At 71.4% G+C, this 12,757-nt stretch carries 8 protein-coding genes; 2 read left to right on the top strand and 6 right to left on the bottom strand.

Annotated features, from left to right (window positions below):
* Position 1: 1 nt before the first annotated feature.
* From J2Z30_RS35235 to J2Z30_RS35260, 6 genes are all read right to left on the bottom strand, one after another.
* The gene (locus J2Z30_RS35235; RefSeq protein WP_044578147.1) at positions 2-943 is read right to left on the bottom strand and encodes a carbohydrate ABC transporter permease; all 942 of its coding nucleotides are present in this window, start codon (positions 941-943) and stop codon (positions 2-4) included.
* Entirely contained in the window at positions 940-1,917 is a 978-nt protein-coding gene (locus J2Z30_RS35240; RefSeq protein ID WP_078957022.1) for an ABC transporter permease, read from the bottom strand. Before J2Z30_RS35240 ends, J2Z30_RS35235 begins: the two co-directional genes overlap by 4 nt.
* Before the next feature lie 44 nt (positions 1,918-1,961).
* On the bottom strand, positions 1,962-2,978 hold the full coding sequence (locus J2Z30_RS35245) for a hydroxyacid dehydrogenase (protein WP_044578144.1): 1,017 nt from the start codon (positions 2,976-2,978) through the stop codon (positions 1,962-1,964).
* Between the two features lie 15 nt (positions 2,979-2,993).
* Positions 2,994-6,020 (bottom strand): alpha-mannosidase, encoded by a 3,027-nt coding sequence (locus J2Z30_RS35250; protein WP_044578141.1) that lies wholly within the window; start codon positions 6,018-6,020, stop codon positions 2,994-2,996.
* 70 nt (positions 6,021-6,090) lie between these two features.
* On the bottom strand, positions 6,091-7,179 hold the full coding sequence (locus J2Z30_RS35255; RefSeq protein ID WP_044578138.1) for a Gfo/Idh/MocA family protein: 1,089 nt from the start codon (positions 7,177-7,179) through the stop codon (positions 6,091-6,093).
* Positions 7,164-7,820 (bottom strand): ThuA domain-containing protein, encoded by a 657-nt coding sequence (locus tag J2Z30_RS35260; protein WP_078957021.1) that lies wholly within the window; start codon positions 7,818-7,820, stop codon positions 7,164-7,166. The genes J2Z30_RS35255 and J2Z30_RS35260 overlap by 16 nt, the downstream gene beginning before the upstream one ends.
* Before the next feature lie 633 nt (positions 7,821-8,453).
* Here J2Z30_RS35260 and J2Z30_RS35265 point away from each other — a divergent pair.
* Both J2Z30_RS35265 and J2Z30_RS35270 read left to right on the top strand, forming a co-directional pair.
* Positions 8,454-10,298 carry a right-handed parallel beta-helix repeat-containing protein gene (locus tag J2Z30_RS35265; protein WP_044578136.1) on the top strand — a complete coding sequence of 615 codons (1,845 nt, stop codon included), beginning with the start codon at positions 8,454-8,456 and terminating at the stop codon, positions 10,296-10,298.
* Between the two features lie 139 nt (positions 10,299-10,437).
* Entirely contained in the window at positions 10,438-12,615 is a 2,178-nt protein-coding gene (locus J2Z30_RS35270) for an ROK family protein (RefSeq protein ID WP_052701679.1), read from the top strand.
* The last annotated feature ends 142 nt before the right edge of the window (positions 12,616-12,757 follow it).

Genomic DNA, 12,757 nt, shown 5'->3' on the forward strand with positions numbered 1-12,757 from the left:
GTCATCCCTTCACCGCTCCGACCATTACGCCCTTGTTCATATGCCGCTGCAGGAAGGGGTAGACGATCACGATGGGCACGATCGAGAGCACGAGGATGGCCGCCTGCAGCGACTGTGCCGGCGGCAGCGGCACGCCGGCCGCGACGTCGACCTGGCCACCGCTGAGAGCCGCGTTGTTGACGACGTATGTGCGCAGCACCATCTGCATCGGCCACTTGGCGGCGTCGTTGATGTAGAGCAGCGCGTTGAAGAAGGCGTTCCAGTACGTCACCGCGTAGAACAGGCCGATGACCGCGACCGACGCCTTGGACAGCGGGAGCACGATCCGGGTCAGGATCGACAGCTCGGAGGCGCCGTCGATGCGCGCCGAGTCGATGAGCTCCTTGGGGATGCCCATGAAGAAGGAGCGCAACACGATCACGTTGAATGCGTTGATCATGGTCGGCAGGATCAGTGACCAGTAGCTGTTGATCAGGCCGAGCTGCTTCACCATCAGATAGCTGGGTATGACGCCCGGCACGAACAGCAACGACATCAGCAGCAGTATCAGGATGGGCTTGTGCCCGAAGGAGCCCGGCCGGCTGAGTCCGTAGGCCAGCGAGATGGAGCTGAGCAGCGACAGGGCCGTGCCGACGGCGGTGATGCCGACGCTGACGAACATGGCCTTGGAGACCAGCCCGCCGGAGAGCAGCGCCGAGTAGGCGGAGAAGCTCGGGTTGTCGGGCCACAGGACATAGCCGCCGGCCTTGGTGACCTGTGCGGTGTCGGCAAGCGAGGTCGAGATGATCGCCAGGAACGGCAGCAGCACCAGGACCACGCAGATCAGCAGGATCGACGACTTCAGGGCGCGCCACGGCGGGGTGCCGGGGGTCTCGCCGGGGATGGCGCTGTAGGCCCGGCGCTGCCCGCGGCGCACCGGGTGGGTTGGCGACAGCGTTGTCATGACTTGTAGACACCTTCCTCGCCGAAGAGGTGGGCGACCTTGTTGGCACCCAGGACCAGCGCGACCCCGACCAGCCCCTTGACGAGGCCGACGGCGGCGCTGACGCCCCAGTCCCCGCCGATGAGACCGTGGTTGTAGACGTAGGTGTCCATGACTTCGCTGTTCTCCAGGCCGACGCCGCCCTGCTGCAGCAGGATCTGCTCGAAGCCGACCGAGAGGGCGTCGCCGAGGCGGAGGATGAGCAGCAGGATCACCAGGCCGCGCAGCGCGGGCAGGGTGACGTGCCAGGTCTGCCGCAAGCGGCTGGCGCCGTCCATCGCGGCGGCCTCGTAGAGGTCGCTGTCGACGCGGGAGAGGGCGGCCAGGAAGAGGATGGTGCCCCAGCCGGTGTCCTTCCAGATGACCTGGGAGGTGAGCAGCGACTTGAACAGCTCCGGGTTGCCGATGATGTTCCAGGTGCCCAAGTCGTGGGCCTGCAGGAACAGGTTGAGCATGCCGGTGTTGCCCAGCATCTGCTGGAAGAGGGCGACGACGACCACCCAGGACAGGAAGTGCGGCAGATACAGCACGTTCTGCACCCACTTCTTGACCCGCTCGCTGACCAGGCTGTTCAGAGCGAGGGCGAGGAGGATGGGCGCGGGGAACACGAAGACGACCTGTATCAGCGTCAGCTGCAGCGTGTTGACCAGTGCCCGCAGGAACTGGTCGTCACCGTTGAAGAGGACATCGAAGTTGTCCAGCCCGCTCCAGGGGCTGTGCATGATGCCGATGTACGGCTGGTAGTCCTGGAACGCGATGACGTTTCCGAGCAGCGGAACGTAGTGGAACAGCAGCAGCGCTGTCAGCCCTGGTATCGCGAACCAGAACAGCGCCACGTCTCGCCGGCCGGCCGGGCGCGGGCGCCGCGGCCGGCGGGTGTCCGCCCCTCTGCCCTCCTCGGCCGCCGGAGCGGCCGATCGTTGAACCGTTGTCATGAGGTGGAGCCCTTTCATCATCGAAAGACGGCGTGATTGGAGGCTCAGGCCAGCCGGGCGAGCGCCTCTCGCGTGACCTCGCCCCGCAGTGGCTCGTCCGCCAGCCAGCGGGCGAGCTCGGCGACCGCGTACTGCCCGAGCCGCCGCACCTCTGTGCCCTGGGCGCCGGCGATATGCGGAGTGAGCAGCACATTCGGCAGCGAAGCCAGCGGGTGCCCCGGCGGCACGGGTTCGGGGTCCGTCACGTCGAGGTACGCCTCGAGCCGGCCCGAGACGCATTCGCGCGTCAGGGCCTCGGTGTCGACGATCGCGCCCCGTGCCGTATTGATCACCGCGGCCCCGTCGGGGAGCAGCGCCAGCAGCTTCGCGTCCAGCAGCCCCGTCGTCTCCGGCAGCAGCGGCGCGTGCACGCTCACCACCTCCGAGCGGCGGCAGAGTTCGGCGAGTTCCACCGGCTCCGCGCCCAGCGACCGGGCCTCCCCGTGCGTGACATACGGGTCGCTGAGCAGGATCCGGTAGCCCGCGTCGGAGCGCGCCAGTTGGGCGATCACGCCGCGGCCGATGCGGGAGGCGCCGATGATGCCCACCGTCAGGCCGTCGCCACCCGAGCGGAGCGTGTGGTCCGGCCACCCGGCGCCGTATCCCGCCGCCATGGTCAGCGTCCGCCGGGCGGCGAGCGTGATCAGAGCGGCGGTGTACGCGACGACCGGGCCGGCGTTGGCATCGGCGGCCGAGGAGACCACGATGCCGCGCTCCCACACCGCCTCGCTCACCAGCGACTTGACCGTACCGGCGGCGTGCAGCACGGCCCGCAGCCTCGGGGCCCGCGCCAGCACATCGGCCGTCAGCCGCGGGCAGCCCCAGCTGCTGACCAGCACCTCCGCCTCGGCAAGCGCCTCGGGGAAGGCGGCGTGCACCTGAGCACCCGACGGGTCCGGGACCAGCCGCACCATCCCGGCCAGCTGATCGCGCAGCTCCGTCGGCAGTACGAGACCGGCGACGTCGGGGCTCATCACGCACACCACCGTGGGACGGTCCGCGCGTGCCGTTGGGGCAGTCATATCGGTCCGGTCCTCTCAGCCGCGCGGCAGCCGCAGGGTCACCATCTGGAACGGCCGCAGCGCGAGCGCCACGCCGCCGTCGGCCACGGTCGGCCGTTCGTCGCCGGGGAGCGGGCGTTCCAGCAGGTCCGTGAGGACCGCCCGGTCGGCGGCGAAGCCGTCGACGCGGACGGCAGCGCGGGCGCGGGCGCCGTTCGCCTCGTAGAGGCGGACCACCAGGTCGCCGCTGTGGTCGTCGGCGAGCTTGACCGCGCTCACCACGACGGCGTCATTGTCGACCCCGACCAGGGGCGCCACCCCGGCGGCGGTGCCGGTGACGCGGCGCTCCGGCAGGTTGGCGCGGTAGCCCTCGCGTACCGCGTCGCCGACCGTGGCGCCCGGGACCAGCGCATGGTGGAAGCGGTGTACGCCCTGGTCGGTCTCCGGATCCGGGTAGCGGGGCGCGCGCAGCAGCGACGCCCGTACGGTGGTGGTGGTCCCCGCGTCGACACCGGTCCGTACCGCGCGGGTCACATCGTGGCCGTACGTGGCGTCGTTGACGATCGCCACGCCCCAGCCGGGCTCGTCGACATGCACAAAGCGGTGGTTGCAGGCCTCGAACTTCGCCCACTCCCAGCTGGTGTTCTGGTGGGTGGGCCGGTAGACGTGCCCGTACTGCGTCTCCGAGGCGTACCGGTCGGCCTTCACGTCCAGCGGGAAGGCGAGCTTCAGGAAGCGCTCGGTCTCGTGCCAGTCGACCTCGGTGTCGATGTCGAGCCGCTTGACGTCCTTCGGTACGGACAGGAGCTGGCTGACGCGGGAGCCGCCGAAGGCGCGCACGATACGCACCGAGGTGCCCTCGACGCCCAGAGCGGCCGTTTCGGTGAGGTCGCTGCCGGTGTTGCGGTAGAAGGCGTCGACGTCCCAGGCGTCCCACTGGTTGGGGAAGTCGGGGTGCAGCTGGAGCAGGTTGGCCGCCTGCCCGGGGGCGATCGCCTCCCGGCCGGCAGCGCGATCGTAGGCGGAGACGACCAGGCCGCGGGCGTCGATCTCGACGCGCAGGAGGCCGTTGTCGAGGACGTAGCCGCCGCCGTCGCGCGGGACCGGGACGACGCCGCCGCCCTCGTCGGCAGCGGCCGACGCGCCGCCGGCCGGGACACCGCGCCGGGTGTGCGGCGCCGAGTTGAATACCAGCTCACTGGTGCCCGCACCGGCGAGCGCGCGCTGCGCACCCTCGATGATGCCCTCCAGTTCCTGCGCCACCCGCGCATACGTCTCCCGTGCCTCCCGGTGCACCCAGGCGATCGACGAGCCCGGCAGGATGTCGTGGAACTGGTGCAGCAGCACCGTCTTCCAGATCCGGTCGAGCTCTTCGTACGGATACGGCGCTCCCGCCCGTACCGCCGCCGTGGCCGCCCACAGCTCGGCCTCCGTCAGCAGCGACTCGCCGCGCCGGTTGCCGCGCTTGGTCTGCGCCTGGCTGGTGAGGGTGGCGCGGTGCAGCTCCAGGTAGAGCTCGCCGACCCACACCGGCGGATCGGGGTATTCGGCCTCGGCCTTCTCGAAGAAGTCGGCGGGAGATTCCCACTGGACCGTCGGCGCGCCCTCCATGCCGCGCAGCCGCGCCGCCTTCGCGACCATCTCGCGCGTGGTGCCGCCGCCACCGTCGCCGTAGCCGACCGGGGCGAGGGAGTGCCTGGCGACCCCCTTCTCCTTGAAGTTGCGGGCGGCGTGCGCGAGCTGGGCGCCCGTCATCTCGCAGTTGTAGGAGTCGACCGGCGGGAAGTGGGTGAAGATCCGGGTGCCGTCGATGCCCTCCCAGTCGAAGGTGTGGTGCGGGAAGGAGTTGGTCTTGCTCCAGGAGATCTTCTGAGTGAGGAGGCGGTCGGAGCCGGCGGCCTTGATGATCTGCGGCAGACCGGCGGCGAAGCCGAAGGTGTCGGGGAGCCATGCCTCGTCGTTCTCGATGCCGAACTCTTCGAGGAAGAAGCGCTTGCCGTGGACGAACTGCCGGGCCATCGCCTCGGAGCCGGGCATGTTGGTGTCGGATTCGACCCACATGCCGCCCACCGGCACGAAGCGGCCGTCCGCGACCGCCTTCTTGACCTTGGCGTAGACCTCGGGGCGGTGCTCCTTGATCCAGGCGAACTGCTGGGCCTGCGACATGGCGAAGACGAATTCCGGCTCGTCCTCGAGGAGCTTGGTCATGTTCGAGGCGGTACGGGCGACCTTGCGGACCGTCTCGCGCAGCGGCCACAGCCAGGCGGAGTCGATGTGGGCGTGGCCGACGGCGCTGATGCGGTGCGCCGCGGGGCTCGCGGGCGCGGCCAGCACCCCGGCGAGCTCGTCCCGCGCGGCCTGGGCGGTGCCGTTCACGTCCTGCGGGTCGATGGCGTCCAGCGCGCGGCTGACGGCGCGCAGGAGATCCCAGCGGCGGGCGCCGTCGACGGGCAGCTCGGCCATCAGCTCGCCGACCACCTCCAGGTCCATGACCAGGTTCCACACCGTCTCGTCGAAGACGGCCAGCACCATGTCGCCGAGGACGTACTGGGGCGCGTCGCCCGCGGTCGCCCGGTCGCCGAGCCGGGTCGGCCGGAAGGGCACGCCGTCCGCCTCGAGATCGGGGTTGGAGGCGGCCTCGATGCGCCAGTGGATCTGCTCGCCCCCGGCGGCCGGGGCGCCGACGCGGACGTGGTTGTTGCGCGGGTGGAGGCCCTTGACCGGGGTGCCGTCGGGCTCGTAGACCAGGCCCTCGCACTGGAAGCCGGGGGTGCGCGGGGTGAAGCCGAGGTCGAGCACGGCCTCGACCGTCCTTCCGGCCCACTCGGCCGGCACCTCGCCGGTCACCTTGAACCAGCTGGTCCCCCACGGCGCACCCCAGGGGGTGCCGGTGGCGATCGTGCGGGTCGGTGCCGCCAGCCCCTCGGCCACCGGGACGGGCTCGTCCGCCGTGGACCAGATCTCCACGGTCAGGGGTGTGGTGGCGGAGTGGACGGCGGGCCGGACGCGTTCGTTGAGGACGCGTTCCAGGCGGGCTTCGACCAGCTTCCGGTCGTCGTGCATCCAGGGCCTGTCTTTCGGGTCTTGTCGGCGATACCGGGTGGTGCCGAGCGGGGAGGTGATGCGGACGGGGTCAGCGGGCGACCGGGGCGGGACGCTCGCAGGTGCTGGTGACCGGCAGGGCCCGGCCCTGCTCCGCCGCGTCCATGAGCGTCAGCATGACGTCCAGGACGTGGGCGGCGAGTTCGGCCGACGCGCGGTGCGGGCGGCCGGCCGACAGGGCCTCGGACAGGTCGGCGAGGGCTGCGCCGCGCCCCGCGTCCGGGTAGCCGGCCGAGGCCGGCAGCGTCTCCCAGCCGTCGCCGCGGTTCAGCTCGACGGCGCCGTCGAAGTTGTTCGGATCGGGTACGGACAGCGAGGCCTCGGTGCCGTGTACCTCGATGCGCGGCAGGCGCGCGGCGCGTATGTCGAAGCTCATGATGAGCGTGGACAAGGCACCTTCGGCGTGCTCCAGGGTGCCGGTGATGTGCGTGTCCACCTCCACCGGGAAGCTGTGCCCGGCGCGCGGGCCGCCGCCGATGGTGCGCTCCGTGCGCGAGCGGGAGGACGCGCCGGTCACCTTGACCACCGGGCCCAGCAGGTGCACCAGGGCGGAGAGGTAGTACGGGCCCATGTCCAGCAGCGGGCCGCCGCCGGGCCGGTAGTAGAACTCCGGGTCCGGGTGCCACTTCTCGTGGCCGGCGCCGGTCATGAAGGCCGTAGCGGCGACCGGTCGGCCGATCAGGCCGTCGTCGACCGCCTTGCGCGCGGTCTGGGTGCCGGTGCCGAGGACGGTGTCGGGTGCGCAACCGACCCGCAGACCCCTCTCGCGGGCGGCGGCGAGCACGGCGTCGGCCTCCTCGCGGTTCGCGGCCAGGGGCTTCTCGCCGTAGACGTGCTTGCCCGCGCGCAGTGCCTGAAGCGCGACGCCGGCGTGGGCGGCCGGGACGGTGAGGTTGAGGACGGCGTCCACGTCCTCCCGCGCCACCAGGTCGGCCACGGAGTCCGCCACGGCGACCTGGCCCTCGTACTGCGCGGCGGCGGCCTCGGCGCGGCCGCGGTCGAGGTCGGTGACGGCGGTGAGCTCCACCGAGGTCAGCCTGGTCAGGGTGGCGAGGTAGGCGCCGCTGATCCTTCCTGCGCCCACGATGCCTACGCGCAGTGGCTTCAGCGGCTCGCCCACAGCAGTCCCCTCTCGGTCAGCGTCCGGACCTCCGGCACGTCGAAGTCGTCGGGCTTGTGCCCGATGGTCGATACGAAGACCCGGCCCCGGCCCCAGGTCCTGGTCCACACGGCGGGCATCACCGCGGGCCGGTCGTGGAGCTCGTCCGGCGGGAAGGTGGTGGTGGCCAGCACGTCGATGTGCGGGTCGGTGAGCACCCAGTACTGCTCGGAGTGGAGGGTGAAGTCGTCGAGCCCGGCGACGACGGGGTGGCCGGCGCGCTCGGGCACGATCTCGTAGCCGTGGTCGAGGTAGCCGGGCGGGTGCATCACGAACTTGCCGCCGGTGAGCAGGTGGTAGCCGTGGTCGTGAAAGCAGTCGACGATGCCGCCGTGCCAGCCGGCCAGGCCGGTGCCGGCGCGGACCGCGGCGGCGAGGTTGGCGCTCTGCTCGCGGGTGATGGTGCCCATGGTCCAGCACTGGACGATCAGGTCGGTGGTGGCGAGGCGCTCCGCGTCGTCGTAGACCGCGAGGTCCTCGGAGGTCTCGACGGTGAAGCCGTGATCCTCGAGGTACGGGACGAAGCTGTCGCTGATCGTCACGGGGTGATGCCCGTCCCAGCCGCCGCGGACGACCAGCGCCCGCCGGGTGTCGGTGGTCAAGGTGGATGCACGCTCCCATTCGTCACCGCGTGGCAGGACGCGGCTTTCGGGGTGGTCTGGACCGCGCCCGGCAGGTCTGGCAGGAGCAGGAGAGGGGACATGCCACCGGTTGACGGTGCCGGGCGCCAGGTTGCGAACGTATGAACCGCCTCGGCTCTTTGTCAATACGTTGTACTAACTCGCTGCGCCCGGCGATGGGTACCGGGTGGTGCGCTCGGACGGTGACACGAACTCGGCGAAGCCGCCGGCAAGTCTTCGTCATGCGGACGCGGTCGGCGGCCCTCCCCCTGGCGTGGAGGATTTCCCGTATGCCATGAGGCCCCGCCGACCGGGGTCGGGCGCCGCGGAACACGGCAGTGATCCTGCCGGTCAGAGCCATATCGTAGGAGCTCTGCGGCCGGGCGGCCGACCGCCCGGCCGCCCCTGCCACATCGCCTCCGTACCACCCGCTCCGTCGGCGTCTCGGCGGGACGCGCGGGCTCATGCCGCCGAGTCAACTCTCCCGCGTCTCCGGTGAATAGGGCCTGTCGACCGCATTGACGTAAGTCAATCGGATGGACTTACATGTCCGCCCAGTGACGCCCTGAGGGCTCACCCATCCCCACCGCCGCTCAGGCGAACGAGAGGTCATACATGCATCACCGCAGAGTCCGGCGACTCTCCATCTGGGTCGCCGGTGCCGCACTGCTCGGCGCCGGCGCCCTCACCGTCCTCCCCGGCACCGAAGGGCATGCGGAGGCCGGAGCCGGAGCCGGCGCCGAAGCCAAGGCCGCCGCCAAGGCCCCCGCCCGAGCCGGCGCCCGTACCCCCTTCGCGACCGTCGAAGCGGAGTCCGGGACGCTCGGCGGCGGCGCCAAGGTCCACGCCATCAAGCCGGGCGATCCCGCGCCCACCAAGGCCACTCCGGAGACCGAGGCATCCGGCTACGCCTACGCCAAGCTGGACCGGACCGGCCAGTCGGTGGCGGTGGTGAACAAGACCGGCAAGCAGGCCAACACGCTCGTCGTGCGCGCCTCCATCCCCGACGCGCCGCACGGCGGCGGCATCGACGCCTCGCTGAACCTCTACGTCGACGGCAAGTACCGCCAGGCGATCACGATCAGCTCCAGGCAGGCATGGAACTACCGTCACGCCGGCACCAACGCGGACGACCCGAACGCCGGCGGGGCGGCCTACCGCTTCTACAACGAATTCCCCGTCTGGGTGGAGGGCGCCCCGATCCCCGACGGCAGCACCATCACGCTCAAGAAGGAGGCCGCCAACACGGCCGCCTACTACGACGTGGACTCCGTCGACCTGGAGAACGTCGGGAACGCGCGCACCCGCCCCGAGGGCTCGCTCTCCGTGGTCGACCACGGCGCCGACCCGACGTCCGGGAAGGACTCGACGATCGCCATCCAGAAGACCGTCGACACCGCCCGCGAACAGGGCAAAAAGGTCTGGATCCCGAAGGGCGAGTACCTCACCAACAGCTTCGACGGGGCCGCGCCGTTGGACTTCACCGGCGTGACCGTGCGTGGCGCCGGTATGTGGTACACCACGATCTACCGCAAACCGCCGCTGCCGGCCGAGCAGCGCTCCCAGATCCTGGTCGGCTCCGGCACCCGGCTGAGCGACATCCAGATCGACGCCAACGCCATCTACCGGGACGTCCGCGGCCCCGGCGGCTCCGACTACGGCATCAACGCCAGCGGCGCCAAGGGCTGGCTGGTCGAGCGGATCTGGACCCGGCACACGGACGCCAACTGGCTGTCCGGCACGGGCGGCACCATCCGCGACAGCCGGACCGCGGACTCGTACGGCGATGGCTTCAACATCAACAACAGCAATACGCCCAGCCCGGACAGGCGCGGCGACGACATCACGGTCCAGAACAACTTCGCCCGCAACACCGGCGACGACTCCTTCGCCGTCTACTCCGACTCCGGCACCAATGGCGACAACGGCCGGCTGAGCGGCGCCCGGGTGCTGAACAACACCGCGATCGCGCCCTGGTGGGCCAATGGCCTCCGGATCGCCGGCGGCAAGGACATCCAGTTCAAGAACAACCTGGTGAAGAGCGTGTCCTCGAACAGCGCGCTGGAGGTCGGCGTGTTCGGCGACTCGGGCCACCCGCTGGAATCCGCCACGGTCAGCGGAAACGTCCTGCTCGGTGGCGGCGGCTGGAACGGCGTCCGACACGGGGTGCAGATCGGCTCGCCGTCACCGACATCGAACTTCCCCGACGCGTTCACGAACGTCACCATGACGGACAACGTCATGCGTGGCGCGCTGCGCGCGGGCCTGTTCATCGCCAAGAAGAACGTAAAGGTGACGCTGCGGAACAGCACGATCGACGGCCCGGCGAACCAGGGCATCTGGGTCTCCTCGGGAGTCACCGGGACCGGGACGTTCTCCGGCAACGAGGTGCGGAACCTGCTGCCGGGGCAGGTCGAGCTCCAGAACGACTCGAAGGACACGTTCAAGATCACGGAATGACGTGCGCGGCGCCTGGCGGCCCCACCCCGGGGCGAACCGCCGGGTGCGTCCGCGGCTCAGTCCGCCGCGCCCGGACAGCGGCTGGTGATGGCGGTGCGGGTGCATGTTGCGTTCTCAAGTGGGGGTGTGAGGGGCGGCCGTGTCCACGTGGGGTGAGGTGTCGCTGACCGAGCGGGAGCTGGCGGAGCTCGATGCGTGGTCCGGGGACAGACCGGAGCGGGCGGTACGGGTGGCGATCGTGCGGGATGCGGCCGCGGGGCTGTCCGTATCGCGGAGCGCACACCGGCTGGGTGTCTCGCGGCCGACGGTGACCGCCTGGCGGCAGCGGTACGCGGCTGACGGCCTGGCCGGTCTGGAGCACCGGCCGCGCAGCGGACGCCCGGTGCGCATCGACGAGGCGGACGTCGTCGCGGCAACGCTTGCGGGCCCGCCCTCGCCGCAGCGCACGTGGTCGGCGAGGGCGCTCGCCGACCATCTCGGGATCTCGCACACCGCGGTCGGCCGGGTGTGGCAGCGCTGGCGGATCCGGCCCGACGGCCCGACGGCCCCCGAGTGTCTGCCTCTTGAGCCGCCACTGGCCTGCGCGCGGCCCGAGCTCCTGGCCACGTGGGCCCGTGCGGACGGCGCGGCGTTCCTCGTCGTCGCCGACGCCGTCCCCGGCGGGCAGCCGCGCAGCAGAGCGGCGACCGCGGACGAACGGCGCATGCGCTACGCGGCGTTGGGCGCCGCGATGCGGGGCGCGCACCCCGGCGACATGGAGCAGGGCGCGGCGCCGCCGGGGGCGGCCGTCCGTCCGGCACCGCCGCTGCCCGCGGGGCGGCTCGCCCGCTGGGCCGGGCGCCGTCTCCACCTCGTCACCTGGGGTGGAGCGGCGGGACCTGCCGGGCTGCCGGCGAACACCCGCACGCACGTGGCGCCCGCGTCGATGGGTTGGGCCGCTACCGTCTCCCTGCTCGCCCAGCTCGAGCTGGAGCATCAGCCGCAGGCCGCGCGGGTGGCCCTCGACGCACTGTCGGACACGGCGCGTGAGCGGTCCCGGACACCGGGCGGCGCTCCGTTTTGGTGGCTGCGCCCGGACCTCGCGGCGGCGACCGGGCAGCGGCGCGCGGTGCCCCGCGCCTTCGATCAGCCTGCGTTGGGGTCGTTCAACGAGAAGCTGGTCATCGAGTCGGTCAGGGTGGCGGGTTCGCTCAGCCGGACCGAGATCGCCGAGCGCACGGGGCTGACTCCGCAAGCGGTCTCCCGGATCACCCGCAACCTGCTCACCTCCGGGATCCTCGTGGCCGACGAGCGGCGCTCGACCGGCACCGGCAAGCCACGGGTGCCGCTGCGGCTGCGTCCGGAGGCGGGCTGTGCGATCGGCATCCACGTGGATCCCGAGTTGATCACCCATGTACTGGTCGATCTGTGCGGCACCGTACGATCGCGTCACACACTCACGGTGACGCGGAGCAGCGGCCCGCGGTTCTGCATGGAGTGGATGGCGCGCACGACCCAGCACACACTCGCCGCCGCGGGGCCGCTCGGGCAAAATCTGCTCGGGGTCGGAGTCGCGGCGCCCGGCCCGCTGGACGCGCAGGAGGGCGTACTGCTCAATCCGCCGCTGTGGGCAGCGTGGGGCGAGGTGCCGCTCCGCGCCGAGCTGGGCAGGATGCTGGGTCGGCCGGTGCTCCTGGAGAAGGACGCGACGGCCGCGGCGATCGGCGAGCAGTGGCTCGGCGCGGGCGGGAACAGCGCCGACTTCGTGTACCTGTATCTCGGCGCGGGTGCGGGCAGCGGCGCGTTCCTCAACGGCGACGTGTTCCGGGGCGCTTCGGGCAACGTCGGCGAGTTCGGCGAGCTCGCCGCCTACGCGCTCGGCCAAGTGACGCCCGAGGGAGGCCCGTTGATGGTTCCCGAGTGCGCGCCGATGTCCGCGGTGGTCGCACGCGCGGCCCAGGCGGGTCTGAACACGCCGCCGGGCCGGCACGCCTACGGCGCGGTGTGCTCGGCGGCGGCCGACGGCGACACGCGGGCGATCGACGCGATCCGCGGCGTCGCCCGGGTCGTCGCCCGCGGCGCTGTCGCGATGACCGACCTGTACGACACGGACCTGATGATCGTCGGCGGGCCCGCGGTCCCGCCCGATGTCGCGGAGTTGTATCTCGCGGAGATCTCCACCGCGGTCAACCGCTTTCCGATCGCCCGCCGGGTCCGCCCGGTGCGGGTCACCTACTCCACGCTCAGCGCCAACGCCGCGGCCGTCGGCGCCGCGGCCGGCGTGTTCCACATGGCCTTCGCTCCCCGCCTGCGCACGCACGGCGGCACAGCGAGGTGACTGCCCGGCCCGTCCTTGATCCTCACCGCGCGCGGCCTCGTGGACGAGGTCCGCGATGTGACCCACCCGGGCACGACTGCAAAAGTATTTACTGCCCACGCGCACATGAGGGAACGCGTGCCGCAGGACGGCCGTCTCCGGC

It is taken from the genome of Streptomyces iranensis (assembly GCF_017874715.1).
Taxonomy (GTDB): domain Bacteria; phylum Actinomycetota; class Actinomycetes; order Streptomycetales; family Streptomycetaceae; genus Streptomyces; species Streptomyces iranensis.

Excerpts from the sequence above, each read along its gene's own strand:
- J2Z30_RS35235 (WP_044578147.1), bottom strand. The coding sequence starts at position 943 with ATGACAACGCTGTCGCCAACCCACCCGGTGCGCCGCGGGCAGCGCCGG.
- J2Z30_RS35240 (WP_078957022.1), bottom strand. The coding sequence starts at position 1,917 with ATGACAACGGTTCAACGATCGGCCGCTCCGGCGGCCGAGGAGGGCAGA.
- J2Z30_RS35245 (WP_044578144.1), bottom strand. The coding sequence starts at position 2,978 with ATGACTGCCCCAACGGCACGCGCGGACCGTCCCACGGTGGTGTGCGTG.
- J2Z30_RS35250 (WP_044578141.1), bottom strand. The coding sequence starts at position 6,020 with ATGCACGACGACCGGAAGCTGGTCGAAGCCCGCCTGGAACGCGTCCTC.
- J2Z30_RS35265 (WP_044578136.1), top strand. The coding sequence starts at position 8,454 with ATGCATCACCGCAGAGTCCGGCGACTCTCCATCTGGGTCGCCGGTGCC.